Source organism: Avibacterium sp. 21-595, assembly GCF_023611905.1.
Lineage (GTDB): Bacteria > Pseudomonadota > Gammaproteobacteria > Enterobacterales > Pasteurellaceae > Avibacterium.
The window spans coordinates 730,227-745,306 of sequence record NZ_CP091455.1 but is presented as its reverse complement, the minus strand read 5'-3'; the positions used below and the strand labels follow the sequence as shown (position 1 = coordinate 745,306).

Here is a 15,080-nt window from a genome sequence, read left to right as displayed (position 1 = left end):
CTTTGTTTATTGCTCTTTTACAGGAGATTCTGGGCGATACAGCTTTTGTTTATAGGCATAACTACCCCATAATGCATAAGCTAAGGCTTCTTTTTTGATTAATTCAGGAATCTCTGTAGGGGTTAATTTACCAGCTTGCGTATCATAATGAAAACCTTGAATGGGTTGATTTTGCTGTAAAATTGCAACATCGTTACCTTTGCGATACGCCATTGTACGGTCAAATTGCATTAACGCACGATTAGGATCTTGCGGTTGGGTTAAATCATAACCTAACATTGGATAATTACCACTTGCACCAATTAAAGAAAGCAAGGTAGTAGGCATATCAATTTGGCTCACTAAACGGTTATCACGGCGCGGTGTAATCCCCTCCCCTAAAATTAGAGCAGGAATATGAAAATGCTTGATTGGCACTAAGGCACTACCATTTACCCTCGAATCGTGATCTGCAATCACTAAAAACACGGTATCTTGCCAATAATTAGATTTTTTCGCTAATTGGAAAAAATAACCCAACGCATAATCAGCATATTTCGCCGCATTGTTACGGGTTTGTTTTGGTTGCTCATAAAGTTCAATTTTGCCATCTGGAAATTCAAAAGGATCGTGATTGCTGGAACTAAACACAAGGCTGAAAAATGGCTTTCCGCTTTCTTGCCATCGGGTAAATTGTTCATTGGCTTTGGCAAAAAGATCTTCATCGCTTACCCCCCAAGTCGCAGTAAAGTGGGGGTGTTTATAATCTTTTTCATCAATAATAGTTTCAAAACCATTACCATAGAAAAAGCTCGCCATATTGTCGAAATGTTTTTCTCCACCATAGATGAAAGAGGTGTGATAGCCTTGTTTCTTAAGAAAATCCGCAATGGTAAAGAAATTAGTTTGTGAACCTGATAATTTCACCACCGAGCGCGCGGGGGTTGGCGTGAAACCTGCCGTTATTGCTTCAATACCACGCACAGAACGTGTCCCTGTGGCATAAAGATTCTCAAATAGCCAGCCTTCTTTCGCCAATTCATCAAAATAAGGGGAAAGAGGTTTACCCCCTAAGGTTTGGACAAATTGCGCCCCAAAGCTTTCTTCCAAAATAATGACTAAATTTTTTGCTTTACCTTGATAACTTGCCACATTGTGTGTCATTGTTGGCAAAATATCAGAAATATAGTCACTTGCTGGTCGTCCTCTCGCCTGTTTAAGGATTGCCACAACTTCATCTAACGGCATTTTGCCGTAAATTTCTGAAGAATGATCTTCATCTTTCATTTGTTGAACGGCAAATAGCACGGAATAACTGGAATTCAATACCAAAGAATTCACCAAAGGATCGGAAGAAAATGCTACCATTGCTGGGTTAATACCGCGGTGCTGAAAGCTCGATCTTGCCCCGATAAAGGTCATTGCCCCAATAAGCAAGAAAACGACAGGACGCCAATACCATTTAGGATAAGATAAATTTTTCCATAAATTCACAGACAAACGCCAAAAGCTATAAGCAAAAAGTGCGGTCAAAATTAGCGTTAAAATTAACACCACAAAATGCCCATTTGCCAGCATTGTAAACACTTCTTTCGGATGAACTAAATATTCCACAAACAAACGATTTGGACGAAAATCATAGGTTTCAATAAAAGCTGGCGTAACAATTTCCATAAAAATAATAAACACGCTACTTAGCACAAGCCATAAACGCACAAATCCGTTTACTACTCGCCCAATCAAACCGTTGCCAGCAAAAAAACAAGTAAGCAAAATAGGAAGAGAAAATAACCAGCATAGACTTGCAACATCAATCCTAATGCCTTGTAAGAATAACGAAAACCAGCCATTAACGGCAGAAATTCGATCGGCTTGCCATATCCCAAGAGCGACTCGGCTAATAGATAAGATAATGAGATTAATACAGAAAAAAATAAAAATGGGAAAAAATGCACTAAGCCGTTTTTTAAGACTGTTCATAATAGCCCTTAAAAAGAAAAAGTATGTGCTTGTTAGAATAGCAATAATCCAGAAAGTTCTTGTAATTTCTTGATTTTTTTTATTTAAAACAAAAAAATAAATTTCATTAAACAATAACATTGGTGCTTTCTTTAACAACTCTTCTAAACGCACAAATACTTTCCCTTTTATATAGCGTAAAAACTGATATTCAGGTACAATCGACCAGTTAAATTTTGTCAAATTTTAGAGTTTAGTTTATTTAGAATAATATGAAGAACATTCGTAACTTTTCAATCATTGCGCATATTGACCACGGAAAATCAACCCTTTCAGATCGTTTAATTCAGACCTGTGGGGGGCTGTCTGACCGTGAAATGGCAGAGCAAGTGTTAGATTCAATGGATTTAGAGCGTGAGCGTGGGATCACCATTAAAGCGCAAAGCGTCACACTCAATTATAAAGCGAAAGATGGTGAAACCTATCAGCTGAATTTTATTGATACGCCGGGACACGTGGATTTTTCTTACGAGGTATCGCGTTCTCTTGCGGCTTGTGAAGGTGCATTGTTAGTGGTTGATGCGGGACAAGGCGTGGAAGCCCAAACCTTGGCAAACTGTTATACCGCCATTGAAATGGATTTGGAAGTCGTGCCAATTCTCAATAAGATTGACTTGCCTGCGGCTGAGCCAGAGCGTGTTGCGGAAGAGATTGAAGATATTGTTGGTATTGATGCGCTGGATGCGGTACGTTGTTCTGCCAAAACCGGGCAAGGCATTGAAGATGTACTAGAAGAAATCGTAAAAAAAATCCCCGCACCTGAAGGCGATCCTAATGCCCCACTACAAGCCTTAATTATTGATTCTTGGTTCGATAATTACCTTGGCGTGGTTTCTCTTGTACGTATTAAAAACGGTACTTTACGCAAAGGCGATAAGATTAAAGTGATGTCCACAGGACAATCTTACAATGTAGATCGCTTAGGCATTTTCACCCCGAAACAAGTGGATACTCAAGTATTAAATTGTGGTGAAGTTGGTTGGGTTGTATGTGCGATTAAAGATATTTTAGGCGCGCCAGTAGGGGATACCTTAACCCTACATAATAATCCAGCAAGCACCGCGTTACCGGGCTTTAAAAAAGTCAAACCACAGGTTTATGCGGGCTTATTCCCAATTAGTTCAGATGATTATGAAGCATTCCGTGATGCCTTAGGCAAATTGAGCCTAAATGATGCCTCTCTATTCTATGAGCCAGAAAATTCTACCGCTCTGGGCTTTGGTTTCCGTTGCGGATTCTTAGGCTTATTGCATATGGAAATTATTCAAGAGCGTTTAGAACGTGAATATAATCTTGATTTAATTACCACTGCCCCAACAGTAGTGTATGAAGTGTTGCAAACCAATGGTGAAGTGATTTATGTGGACAGTCCATCAAAATTGCCACCACTTAATAATATTAGTGAAATTCGTGAGCCGATTGCAGAATGTAATATGCTCTTGCCACAAACCTATTTGGGTAACGTGATCACCCTGTGCGTTGAAAAACGTGGTGTGCAGACCAATATGGTCTATCACGGCAACCAAGTGGCGCTGACTTATGAAATCCCAATGGGAGAAGTGGTGCTTGATTTCTTTGATCGTCTTAAATCTACGTCTCGTGGCTATGCATCATTAGATTATGGTTTCACACGTTTCCAAGCCTCAGAGATGGTACGTGTGGATATTATGATCAATGGTGAGCGTGTTGATGCTCTTGCGTTAATTGTACACAAAGATAACGCCCCTTATCGTGGTCGTGAATTGGTTGAAAAAATGCGTGAGCTCATTCCACGTCAGCAATTTGATATTGCCATTCAAGCGGCTATTGGTAACCACATTATCGCACGTTCAACGGTGAAACAATTACGTAAAAACGTCCTAGCTAAATGTTACGGTGGCGATGTCAGTCGTAAGAAAAAACTGTTGCAGAAACAAAAAGAAGGTAAAAAACGAATGAAGTCTTTAGGTAACGTTGAAGTGCCACAAGAAGCGTTTTTAGCTATCTTACACGTTGGTAAAGACTAATAAGGAAGCATTATGTCAAAATCAAATTTATTTTTTGTGCTACTTGTCGCAGTCGGTTATGGTATTTGGCGATATTTAGAACATTTAGCCTTACCGAATACGTTCACCATTGTACTTATTTTATTCACCGCTGTTTGCGGGATCTTATGGTGCTATTACCGTTTTGCTGTTTTACCAAAACGTCTCCGCCAAATTACCCGTGCAGAGCAACGTAGTGGAAAACCTTTAACTGAGGAAGAAAAAGCTAGCATTGAACCGATTTCAGAAGGCGGTGAATTTTTAGCTTCACTTTTTCCGGTACTCGCATTTGTCTTAATTTTACGCTCTTTCTTATTTGAGCCATTCCAAATTCCATCGGGTTCTATGGAGCCGACTTTACGAGTTGGCGATTTTCTACTGGTAGAAAAATATGCTTACGGTATTAAAGATCCTGTTTTTCAAAACACCTTGATTGAAACAGGCAAACCGCAACGTGGTGATATTATCGTGTTTAAAGCCCCGCCAGAGCCGAGCGTAGATTACATTAAACGCATTGTTGGCATTCCTGGGGATCGCATTAAATATAATGAAGTCGATCGCCACATCACAATTACTTATGGCAAAGATGGCAAAGAATGTACAGAAAATTGTGTAACAAAAGAATTTACCTATAACGAACCGCAGCCCGATACAGATTTCAACATTATTATTGGGCAAGACCGTCAAGGTAAACCGATATATAGCGATATGCATCCATTGAAAGTAACCGAAACAGGCGATGTTACACATCAAATTCATTGGGATCCACAGCCACCGAATGCGACTTATTTATATCAAGGCTATGACAAGCAACAAAATTACATTACAGAATGGGTTGTGCCACAAGGCGAATATTTTGTAATGGGAGATAACCGTAATCACAGTGCAGACAGCCGTTTTTGGGGTTTTGTGCCAGAAAAAAATATTGTAGGCAAAGCGAAATATATTTGGTTAAGCCTTGATAAAAAACAAGGCGAATGGCCAACGGGTCTGCGTTTTGACAGAATGTTTAGCACAATTAAATAAAAAATTGAATAATCAACACAATGACAAAAAACTTAGATCGCTTACAGCGTAACATCGGCTATCAATTCCAAGATATCAATTGGCTCAAACAAGCACTAACTCACCGAAGTGCCGCAAAAAACCATAATGAACGCTTGGAATTTTTAGGTGATGCAATTTTGAACTACACTATCGCCAATGCTTTATATCAACAATTTCCTCAATGCAATGAAGGCGAACTCACACGTATGCGTGCAACTCTTGTGCGTGAACCAACGTTGGCTCAACTCGCCAAAGAATTTGAATTAGGCGAGTATATGCTATTAGGCTCTGGCGAGTTAAAAAGCGGCGGTTTTCGTCGAGCCTCTATCCTTGCTGATTGTATGGAAGCGATTATTGGCGCAATTTCACTCGATCGCGATCTTGCCACAAGTACCGAAGTAACACGCTTATGGTATCAACGGTTATTACGCGAGATTAAGCCGGGGGAAAATCAGAAAGATCCGAAAACTCGTTTACAAGAATATTTGCAAGCAGATCATCTGCCACTTCCTAGCTACAATGTCGTCAATATCAGAGGTGAAGCACATAATCAAACTTTCACCGTTGAATGCCGTGTGGAAAACGTAAAAAAAATTGACCGCACTTTTATTGGCGTTGGTTCTAGCCGTCGCAAAGCCGAACAAGCCGCCGCGCAACAAATCTTAAAAATATTGGATATAAAATGACACAAACAACAGAACATCAGCACGAACATCCCACTTATTGTGGATTTATTGCTATCGTAGGGCGTCCAAATGTTGGAAAATCAACCTTATTAAATAAAATCTTAGGGCAAAAGATTTCCATTACTTCAAGAAAAGCACAAACAACACGTCATCGCATTGTGGGAATTCACACTGAAGGCGCTTATCAAGCTATCTATGTTGATACCCCTGGATTACATATTGAAGAAAAACGTGCAATTAACCGCTTAATGAACCGAGCAGCAAGCAGTGCAATTGGCGATGTGGATTTAATTATCTTTGTGGTAGATGGCACGCACTGGAACGACGATGATGAAATGGTATTGAATAAACTTCGCCGAGCCAAAGCACCCGTGGTGTTAGCGATAAACAAAATTGACAACATCAAAGATAAAGAAGCCTTATTGCCTTTCATCACAGAAATCAGCCAAAAATTTGACTTTAAAGCCATTATTCCTATTTCTGCACAACGTGGCAATAACGTACAAGAACTAGAGAAAATTGTACGCCAATCATTACGTCAAGGGGTTCATCACTTCCCTGAAGATTACGTTACCGACCGCTCGCAACGCTTTATGGCATCAGAAATCATTCGTGAAAAATTAATGCGTTTTATGGGTGAAGAACTTCCTTATTCGGTTACGGTAGAAATTGAACAATTCAAAACAAATGAACGTGGCACTTATGAAATCAATGGACTCATCCTCGTTGAGCGAGAAGGTCAGAAAAAAATGGTGATTGGAAATAAGGGACAAAAAATCAAAGTCATTGGCACAGAAGCGCGTGCTGATATGGAACGTTTATTTGACAATAAAGTGCATCTAGAACTTTGGGTGAAAGTAAAATCCGGCTGGGCTGATGATGAAAGAGCATTGCGTAGTCTAGGATATATGGAAGAGTAAGTTAAAATATAAAATTTTCCCTTATATACGACTTTTCTTTTTCCTCTGCACCAAGATCATAATCCACATCTAACTGATGTGGATTTTCAGCTTTCCCACAATCCTATAAACATTAAGTATCACTAAAGAACGCTAAATACTGCTCATCCACTAATAATGGCTTATTTATCACTTTAGCCATCAGACTACTCATTCATTATAGTCGTTTAAAATGAAAATAACACAAGGCAACAATAACCTCGGTGTACAAGTAATACATAAGGAGCTGGCAAGAGCGTATTATTTCTATTTGAAATGGCTATATATAGGGAATATTTTTCTTTTTTGCATCGTTCTATTGTGTTGATTCCATACACATTACATACACTTTTAATATTTGGCAAAAGTTAGCTATAAGAAAAAGGCTTGCACTTGGCAAGCCTTGAAAAAATTAGAGATTATTTAACCGCACTTGGATTAAATCTGTTTCCACTGGGCTGGCGTTTTTTAGCCCTTGTTCAAAACTGGCTTTGGCGTTTTGTTTATCGCCTTTAGCGAGTTGAATATCCCCTTTTAATAAGAAAGCTGCGCTGTTCCACGCCTCTCCTTTAATGAGATCAAGCGAGGCCAACGCATTATCGAATTGCTGTTGTTGGAATTGTACTGCCGCTAAACGTAATGCACTCACAGAACGCAAAATGTCATCATTGGCATTAGTTACCGCTTGTTTTAATAAATTTTCTGCTTGAGCATAATCCTGTTTTTGCACAGAAACATTTGCTGCATCCAATAAAGCAAACACGGCATAAGCTGTTTTATCATTACTTTGTGCAAATTGTTCTACGCTATCCACGTTTACTTTATCTGCTTGGAATTGACTGGCAAGTTGTTCATATTGCACTGAACGTTGTTGATTTTGCGCAATTTGATGAGATTGCCAATAACGCCAGCCAAAAACTCCAGCGAGCGTTAGTACAAAAATAGCCACAACCAATTTGCCATTTTCTTTCCACCAATTTTTTATTTCATTCAGTTCTTGTTCTTCTTCAATGGTATAAGCCATAATGTTTCCTTATTAAAATGCTTTTTGTAAATAATCTACGACATTATCTAATGATAAGACTTGCTGAGTTCCCGCAAGCAGATCTTTCACCACAACTTGCTGAGCTGCTGCCTCAGTTTCACCAATCACAAGGGCAAAGTTTGCACCGACTTTATCAGCACGCTTAAATTGCTTTTTAAAATTCCCCCCACTGCAATGGGTCATAATACGTAAGTGCGGTAAATTTTCACGCAATTTTTCAGCTAATTGAAACGCGGGTAAGGTTGTGCCTTCCCCAGAGTAAACCATATAAATATCCACCGCTCTTGGTAATGCAATTTGATGATTCACCTCCTGCACTAATAGCACTAAGCGTTCTAAGCCCATTGCAAAACCAACCCCCGTTGTTGCGTGTCCGCCAAGCTGTTCAACTAAACCATCATAACGACCACCACCACATACTGTGCCTTGCGCTCCCAGTGCGTTCGTTACCCATTCAAACACGGTTTTGTTGTAATAATCCAAACCTCGTACTAATTTTGGATTAACCTCATAAGCAATGTCCATTTGATCTAGCAAAGTACAAAGCTGAGCAAAATGTACACGGCTTTCTTCATCTAAATAATCGAGTAATTTTGGTGCGCCATTAAGCACCTCTTGCAGCGCTTGATTTTTGCTGTCCAAAATCCGCAATGGATTTTTTTCTAGCCGCTCTTTTTCTTCATCACTTAATAAATCAATATGTTGTTGCAAAAATTCAACCAAAGCAGAACGATAATTTTTGCGCGCTTCTAACGAGCCAATGGAATTAAGCTGTAAGCTGACGTGCTGTTCGATACCTAATTCTTTCCATAAACGCGCAGTGAGTAAAATTAATTCGGCATCAATTTCAGGGTTAGCAATACCAAATATTTCTACCCCAGCTTGGTGAAACTGACGATAACGCCCTTTTTGTGGACGTTCGTGGCGGAACATTGGCCCCATATACCACAAACGTTGTTCGTTATTATAAATCCAGCCGTGTTCTATGGCTGCACGTACACAACCAGCCGTTCCTTCAGGACGAAGCGTAAGCTGTTCATCATTATCCCAAAAAGTGTACATTTCTTTTGAAACAACATCGGTTACTTCGCCAATTGCACGCGCGAAAAGTGGCGTACTTTCCACAATCGGCATACGTACTTCAGAATATCCATAACTTTGTAGAACGTTGCGTACTTTACTTTCCACCCATTGCCACAAAGGGCTTTCCGTTGGGGAGCAATCATTCATTCCGCGAATTGCTTGAATTGTTTTTGCCACAATATTTTCCTTAAATAATTCGATTTTTGGGATCTTGCTGTGCAACTTTGGCACGGATCTTTGCTTCTAATTGGTTAATTAAATCTTCGTTATCAAAACGTTCTTTTTGGCGTTCACCATCAACATAATAACCGCTTTTCTTATTACCACCAGTTACGCCCAAATCAGACACAAGTGCCTCTCCCGGTCCATTAACCACACAGCCAATAATAGACACATCCATTGGCGTAATAATATCTTCAAGGCGTTGTTCAAGGGCATTTACTGTGCCAATAACGTCAAATTCTTGACGGGAACAGGTTGGGCAAGCAATAAAATTAATACCACGTGAACGAATACGTAGGGACTTCAAAATATCAAATCCCACTTTAATTTCCTCTACTGGATCAGCGGCTAAAGAAACGCGCAACGTATCACCAATGCCTTCCGCCAAGAGCATTCCCAATCCTACTGCTGATTTTACTGCGCCAGCTCTGGCGCCCCCCGCTTCAGTGATCCCTAAATGTAATGGTTGCTTGATGGCTTTTGCTAATAAGCGATAGCTTTCCACGGCAAGGAAGACATCTGACGCCTTAACACTTACTTTAAACTGATCAAAATTCAGACGATCTAGAATCTCAACGTGACGTAACGCACTTTCAAGCAAGGCTTCAGGCGTAGGCTCGCCAAATTTCTCTTGAATATCACGTTCTAATGAGCCTGCGTTCACCCCGATACGAATTGGAATATTTTTATCTTTCGCACAATCCACTACCGCACGAATACGATCTTCGCGTCCAATATTACCCGGGTTAATACGCAAACAATCCACGCCATATTCTGCTACTTTTAAGGCGATACGATAATCAAAGTGAATATCCGCCACTAATGGCACATTCACTTGTTGCTTAATCAATTTGAAGGCTTCGGCTGCATCCATTGTTGGCACAGAAACACGCACGATATCTGCGCCTACACGTTCAAGCGCTTTGATTTGTGCTACCGTAGCCTCTACATCTGTGGTGCGCGTATTAGTCATAGACTGCACAGCAATCGGCGCATCGCCCCCTACTGGCACATTACCCACATAAATTTTTGTCGATTGACGACGTTTAATATTCGGTTTAAATGACGACATTGTAATCTCTTTGCTTATTGCAATTTGAATTTAGCGACACGACCATCCACTTTAAGCGGATAAACCGCGCCTTTATAAGTAATTTTTACGTTGCTTGGTGCGCCAATTGTCAGATCATAAGCGGTATTTTGATCAAAATTCAACACTTCACCTTGTTTGTAAAGTTTTTCAGCTAGCACCTTGCGATTGGCATCACGTACCCGAACCCAACAGCTCGCACCCGTAATTTCAATACGCAGTACAGCATCACTAGTTGGTATAGAAACAGCGGGATTTTCCACCGCACTTTCCATTGTACTGCGATTTTCACCCGCATTAATTTTATTCATTTCTGATTGTAATAGCTGCGCTGAAGTTTCAGATTGCACTTGGCGATAAGTATTTTCTGCACTCACAGATTGAACTGCTGCCACCTGTGGCTGCGCATTTTCTACGCTCGCTTTTGCATTTGTGTTATTTTCTTCCACTGGCGCAATTTGCTCTACCGTAACAGGTTGAGAAAGTGCGGTAGAATTTTGCGCTGTTTTTTCAGCATCAATCGCTTTAGGTGTAAGCGCAATCACGTTTTCTTGTGAAGTTGCACTATTTTGCGTACTGTTTTCTTGCTGTGTTTCCACATAGTTTTGCACTAAATCATCACGTTCTGCATTCGATTTTTGATAGTTTTCCCACCACCAAAGTGCCGTTACAGCTAATAAAGCGATAACCACAACCGCTGATACCCATCCGATCCAACGATTATGTGAAGAATATTCATTCACTGCTTGAGTCGCACGCACACCACGAGTTAAATCATTTTTTGTTGTTTCCTCAAGGGAATTTACCACGGATGACCAAAGACTTTCAGGTAAACGTAAATATTTTGCATAATTGCGGATATAGCCTTTGATGTAAGTTGCTGAAATAGAGCTATGTGTAAACTCATTATTTTCCAAACGTTGTAAAATTGAAGGGCGTAAATTGAGTTGTTTAGAGACATCATCTAACGATAAATTTAATGCTTCTCGCGCTTGGCGAAAATGTTCACCTAAACTTTGTTGAATGGTTTCTTGGTTCTCATTTGAGGTTGCCATAAGGAATTCTCTTAAAATTTAATTGTAGGATTTCACTCAGCGCGACACTTTAGCAAAATGCGAAAATCAAGGCACTCAGCGTTAAAATTCAAAAGCTAAAGTTTAAAGTTGTCATCTCGGTTTTGCAACCATTAATCAATGAATTTCTGACGAATTAACAAAGAAAATCAGCCTATTCAACTCATCAAGGGAAAATGCCTTCAATTTTCACAATTTGAAAAGAAAACGTTAGTGTTGGATTACGTTTGCGGGCAGTGAATTGGCACGTGTTGGTGCAACTTTTTCTAATAAGTCCCGATACTGCTGATAAAGTGCGCTGTTTTTTTCAGCCAAAGCACAAAGGGCAAGATTTTCGTAGGTATCCGCTTGTTGATAATAATTAGGTGAATTTAAGGCTTGTTGGAATTGTTGATAGGCTTGCGCAAAACGCCCTTGCTCACATAGAAAGACCGCATAATTATTCAACACATCGCCTTGTTTAGCCTCTAATTTTAAGGCGTTTAAATAGGCATTTTCCGCACGCTCAGTATCGCCTTGTAATTGATAAAAATAGGCTAATGCAGAATGGACTAAATAATCGTTGGGTGCATAAGCCAAAGCCTTATCTAGATTTTGTTTGGCTAAGCGGAGTTCTCGCTGTTCTAAATAGCCAATCGCAAGCTCTACCCTCGCTTTCGCGGCTTGTTGCTTATCGAAATCCTCTTGGTTTGTCTGCGAGGAAACGCAAGCACACAGCAAGAGAGAAAAAAGCGTAACCAGACAATAACGTATTTTCATTTTTTCTCTCCTTTTTGCTGATACGATTGATTATTTTTGTTTATTGTACTTGCACCGCGTTGATTTGTTCACCAAAACGCTTTTTCTGTGCCGTACGTTTAGTACGGTCAATCACGTCCCCCGCTAACTGTCCACAGGCGGCATCAATATCATCACCACGGGTCTTGCGAACAATCACCGTAAAGCCATATTCCATCAAGGTTTTTTGGAAGCGATCAATACGTGTGTTAGAACTTTTCGCATAAGGTGCTTCAGGGAACGGATTCCAAGGGATCAAATTGATCTTACAAGGCGTATTTTTTAATACTTCCGCTAACTGATGAGCGTGTTCTACACTGTCATTAACGTGATCCAGCATCACATACTCAATGGTAACCTTACCGTGATTGGCATTAGAAACCGATAAGTAACGATTCACTGAATCAATTAGCGTTTTGATATTATATTTTTTGTTTAATGGCACAATTTCATCACGTAATTCATCATTTGGCGCGTGCAAAGAAATCGCTAATGCCACATCAATCATTTCACTTAATTTATCCAATGCAGGCACAACCCCAGAAGTAGATAGGGTTACACGGCGTTTTGATAAGCCATAAGCAAAATCATCGAGCATAATTTCCATTGCTGGTACCACATTTGCCACATTGAGCAAAGGCTCGCCCATTCCCATCATCACCACATTCGTGATAGGGCGTACACCCGTTACCCCAAAATTGCCAATAATTTTTGAGGCACGCCACACTTGTCCGATAATTTCAGACACGGTTAAATTGCGGTTAAACCCTTGTTGTGCAGTGGAACAAAAAGTACAAGCCAACGCACAGCCCACTTGGGAAGACACACAAAGGGTCGCACGATCAGCTTCGGGAATATACACGGTTTCAACCTGCTGATCACCCACTTGCATCGCCCATTTGATCGTGCCGTCTGCCGAACGTTGCTCTACCGCTACTTCTGGTGCTTTAATTTCTGCTACTGCTTTTAGTTTTTCGCGTAACTTCTTGTTAATATTCGTCATATTGTCAAAATTATCTTCACCAAAATGGTAAATCCATTTGACTAATTGATCCGCACGAAACGGTTTTTCCCCTAATTCTTGAAAAAATTCACGCATTTGTTGGCGTGTTAAATTCATTAAATTAATTTTCTTCTTAGGTTCTGCTGAAAGCTGGTTGCCTTCTTGTTGAATTGTATTCTGTTCTAACATAAAGCCTCGTTGTTACACATTACGGCATTGATATAGCTAAACTTTTTTCTTTTTCAGCATAAGTTTGCAAGCTATAAATTAAGAAAATTTCTACCGCTTAAAAAATGAGTTGCGATTGTACAGAGTTATGTTTGATTAATCTAGCAATTTCAGCCTAACCTGAACGCTATTTTAGCCAACAGAAAAATAAAAGAAAAAACCACCGCACTTTTTTGCGATCAAGATCGCAAAAATTTTAGAGAATACAGAAAATCCAAAAAACAAAGTGCTGTGGGATTTTTGGGAATTTTTCACTGTTTACTTTTGTCTGAATGGGTTTTCTGAAAGGACAACTTTGCTATGATCGCCTAATTTTCTAATGAAAAAATGTTCTTTATCTCTAGCACCAATAGAAAGATAAACTTTTTCCACGGCATCTCTAACGCTAATAGGATATTCTATATACATAGAATTAAACTGTTCATCAACGTTTATTCTCGGATCTTTTGTTAAAGAACGTATGTTTACCATTCTACACTCTTGTTCTTCTTCAAAAGCATAATGCTTAACTAAATACTGTAGAGGCATTAATATATCATGTAATAAGCCTTTAACTATATCATCACTAGCATCAATTTCTTTCACAGTTTCCTTAATTGATTCAAATTCTTCCCTTACCTTATCTTCTATATTTTTTAAAGCAATTTTATATTTTTTCCATTCATTTCGCCCATCCTTATACTGCCTAAAGAAAGTAATCTTACTTCTTTTAGCAATAGATAGATAATTACTTTTAGGATCAATATAAATACAACGATAAAGAAGTAACTTATTTTCTTCAGGAATATCATTTCTAGCTTCTAAATTCTTATTCAATGTTAAAAAAGATGAAAATCTATCTAAATATTCAGAGCTAAAAAATTTATTCACATTAAAAACCAAACTAACGCCTGATGCTTCTCTATTATTTTCTTTACCATAAAGCCTAAACTGATTAAGGCTATCATGATTAAAAGTAAAACAGCTAATAAAAGAAATAAACTCTCGCTGCCCACTAAGATTATCTAAATTTAAATATTCATATAGTACCATTCCTTCTTTTGGATCATTTACTCCTCTAATTGAATTTAATCGAAAATAACTAACTTTTTCCTTATCTCTTTCCAATAAAAGAAGTGCTGTCGAAGCACGAGTATAATGAGCAACTTCTGAACAATCTGCTAACCCACTATTTGGATATACAAACAAATTTTGAAGTATCGAATCTATTTTTTCAAATAAGTCTTTAAGTTCCTCTTGATTATTACTAGAACTTATTTCTAGAACTCTTAAAAGTATATTAGCTTGATAAATAAACGCACTATTCCCAAGTTTAATTACATTTTTATAACATTCTTTTGCTTCTTTATCTTCCTTATTTTCTTGATACAGTTTCCCAAGAAAAAACTGACTTTTGGTATAAATTCGATTATCATCGTCAAGATTTATACTTGACCAAGTCGCTATCGCTTTTTTATCCTCATTATTATTTTTATATAAATTACCTAAATTAAAACGGCTCTTCGCATAAGCTTCCTTATCATCTTCACGAGTGATACTTGACCAAGCCTTTATTGCTTCATCTTTTTTATTAGTTTCTTCATATAAATCACCTAAATTAAAACGACTCATTGCATAAACTTTCTTATCATCTTCACGAGTGATACTTGACCAAGCCTTTATTGCTTCATCTTTTTTATTAGTTTCTTTATATAAAGAACCTAAATTAAAACGACTCACTGCATAAACTTTCTTATCATCTTCACGAGTGATACTTGACCAAGCCTTTATTGCAGCTTCTAAATTTTTATTTTTATAAAAATTTAATCCTTCATCAAAAACTTTCTTAGCATCATTCATATTGATAACCTATAAAATATTTAGTTG

General features: G+C 38.7%; 12 protein-coding genes. 4 read left to right on the top strand and 8 right to left on the bottom strand.

The window, feature by feature from the left end; genetic code table 11:
• Positions 1-6: 6 nt before the first annotated feature.
• Positions 7-1,959, bottom strand: a complete 1,953-nt coding sequence (locus L4F92_RS03545; protein ID WP_250364226.1) for an LTA synthase family protein — start codon at positions 1,957-1,959, stop codon at positions 7-9.
• A gap of 251 nt (positions 1,960-2,210) precedes the next feature.
• Here L4F92_RS03545 and lepA point away from each other — a divergent pair, with 251 nt between their 5' ends.
• Genes lepA through era form a run of 4 tightly spaced genes read left to right on the top strand, consistent with a single transcriptional unit; the run spans position 2,211 to position 6,675 of the window.
• Positions 2,211-4,004: a translation elongation factor 4 gene (gene lepA / locus L4F92_RS03540; RefSeq protein ID WP_250364225.1), complete on the top strand. Its 1,794-nt coding sequence runs from the start codon at positions 2,211-2,213 to the stop codon at positions 4,002-4,004.
• Positions 4,005-4,016: 12 nt separating this feature from the next.
• Positions 4,017-5,048, top strand: coding sequence for a signal peptidase I (lepB, locus tag L4F92_RS03535; RefSeq protein ID WP_250364224.1), 1,032 nt, complete (start codon positions 4,017-4,019; stop codon positions 5,046-5,048).
• A gap of 20 nt (positions 5,049-5,068) precedes the next feature.
• Positions 5,069-5,755, top strand: coding sequence for a ribonuclease III (rnc, locus tag L4F92_RS03530; protein ID WP_250364223.1), 687 nt, complete (start codon positions 5,069-5,071; stop codon positions 5,753-5,755).
• Complete coding sequence (gene era / locus L4F92_RS03525) at positions 5,752-6,675, top strand: GTPase Era (protein WP_250350763.1); 924 nt, start codon at positions 5,752-5,754, stop codon at positions 6,673-6,675. Before rnc ends, era begins: the two co-directional genes overlap by 4 nt.
• A 430-nt stretch (positions 6,676-7,105) precedes the next feature.
• On the opposite strand, the gene L4F92_RS03520 is transcribed toward era, so the two are convergent.
• The 7 genes from L4F92_RS03520 to L4F92_RS03490 form a co-directional block, all read right to left on the bottom strand.
• Positions 7,106-7,717 (bottom strand): YfgM family protein, encoded by a 612-nt coding sequence (locus L4F92_RS03520; protein ID WP_250364222.1) that lies wholly within the window; start codon positions 7,715-7,717, stop codon positions 7,106-7,108.
• A gap of 12 nt (positions 7,718-7,729) precedes the next feature.
• Positions 7,730-8,998: a histidine--tRNA ligase gene (gene hisS / locus L4F92_RS03515; protein WP_250364221.1), complete on the bottom strand. Its 1,269-nt coding sequence runs from the start codon at positions 8,996-8,998 to the stop codon at positions 7,730-7,732.
• 10 nt (positions 8,999-9,008) lie between these two features.
• Complete coding sequence (ispG, locus tag L4F92_RS03510) at positions 9,009-10,115, bottom strand: flavodoxin-dependent (E)-4-hydroxy-3-methylbut-2-enyl-diphosphate synthase (protein WP_250350766.1); 1,107 nt, start codon at positions 10,113-10,115, stop codon at positions 9,009-9,011.
• Positions 10,116-10,129: 14 nt separating this feature from the next.
• Positions 10,130-11,188 (bottom strand): RodZ domain-containing protein, encoded by a 1,059-nt coding sequence (locus tag L4F92_RS03505; protein WP_250350767.1) that lies wholly within the window; start codon positions 11,186-11,188, stop codon positions 10,130-10,132.
• A 228-nt stretch (positions 11,189-11,416) separates the two neighbouring features.
• Complete coding sequence (gene pilW, locus L4F92_RS03500) at positions 11,417-11,965, bottom strand: type IV pilus biogenesis/stability protein PilW (RefSeq protein WP_250364220.1); 549 nt, start codon at positions 11,963-11,965, stop codon at positions 11,417-11,419.
• 40 nt (positions 11,966-12,005) lie between these two features.
• Positions 12,006-13,175: a bifunctional tRNA (adenosine(37)-C2)-methyltransferase TrmG/ribosomal RNA large subunit methyltransferase RlmN gene (locus tag L4F92_RS03495; protein ID WP_250364219.1), complete on the bottom strand. Its 1,170-nt coding sequence runs from the start codon at positions 13,173-13,175 to the stop codon at positions 12,006-12,008.
• Positions 13,176-13,472: 297 nt separating this feature from the next.
• Positions 13,473-15,053, bottom strand: coding sequence for a tetratricopeptide repeat protein (locus tag L4F92_RS03490; protein WP_250364218.1), 1,581 nt, complete (start codon positions 15,051-15,053; stop codon positions 13,473-13,475).
• Between the last annotated feature and the right edge of the window lie 27 nt (positions 15,054-15,080).

What these genes read in the sequence shown, in the direction of transcription:
- L4F92_RS03505 (WP_250350767.1), bottom strand. Translation starts at nt 11,188, where the DNA reads ATGGCAACCTCAAATGAGAACCAAGAAACCATTCAACAAAGTTTAGGT.
- lepB (WP_250364224.1), top strand. Translation starts at nt 4,017, where the DNA reads ATGTCAAAATCAAATTTATTTTTTGTGCTACTTGTCGCAGTCGGTTAT.
- L4F92_RS03520 (WP_250364222.1), bottom strand. Translation starts at nt 7,717, where the DNA reads ATGGCTTATACCATTGAAGAAGAACAAGAACTGAATGAAATAAAAAAT.
- ispG (WP_250350766.1), bottom strand. Translation starts at nt 10,115, where the DNA reads ATGTCGTCATTTAAACCGAATATTAAACGTCGTCAATCGACAAAAATT.
- L4F92_RS03490 (WP_250364218.1), bottom strand. Translation starts at nt 15,053, where the DNA reads ATGAATGATGCTAAGAAAGTTTTTGATGAAGGATTAAATTTTTATAAA.
- era (WP_250350763.1), top strand. Translation starts at nt 5,752, where the DNA reads ATGACACAAACAACAGAACATCAGCACGAACATCCCACTTATTGTGGA.
- pilW (WP_250364220.1), bottom strand. Translation starts at nt 11,965, where the DNA reads ATGAAAATACGTTATTGTCTGGTTACGCTTTTTTCTCTCTTGCTGTGT.
- lepA (WP_250364225.1), top strand. Translation starts at nt 2,211, where the DNA reads ATGAAGAACATTCGTAACTTTTCAATCATTGCGCATATTGACCACGGA.
- L4F92_RS03545 (WP_250364226.1), bottom strand. Translation starts at nt 1,959, where the DNA reads ATGAACAGTCTTAAAAAACGGCTTAGTGCATTTTTTCCCATTTTTATT.
- rnc (WP_250364223.1), top strand. Translation starts at nt 5,069, where the DNA reads ATGACAAAAAACTTAGATCGCTTACAGCGTAACATCGGCTATCAATTC.
- L4F92_RS03495 (WP_250364219.1), bottom strand. Translation starts at nt 13,175, where the DNA reads ATGTTAGAACAGAATACAATTCAACAAGAAGGCAACCAGCTTTCAGCA.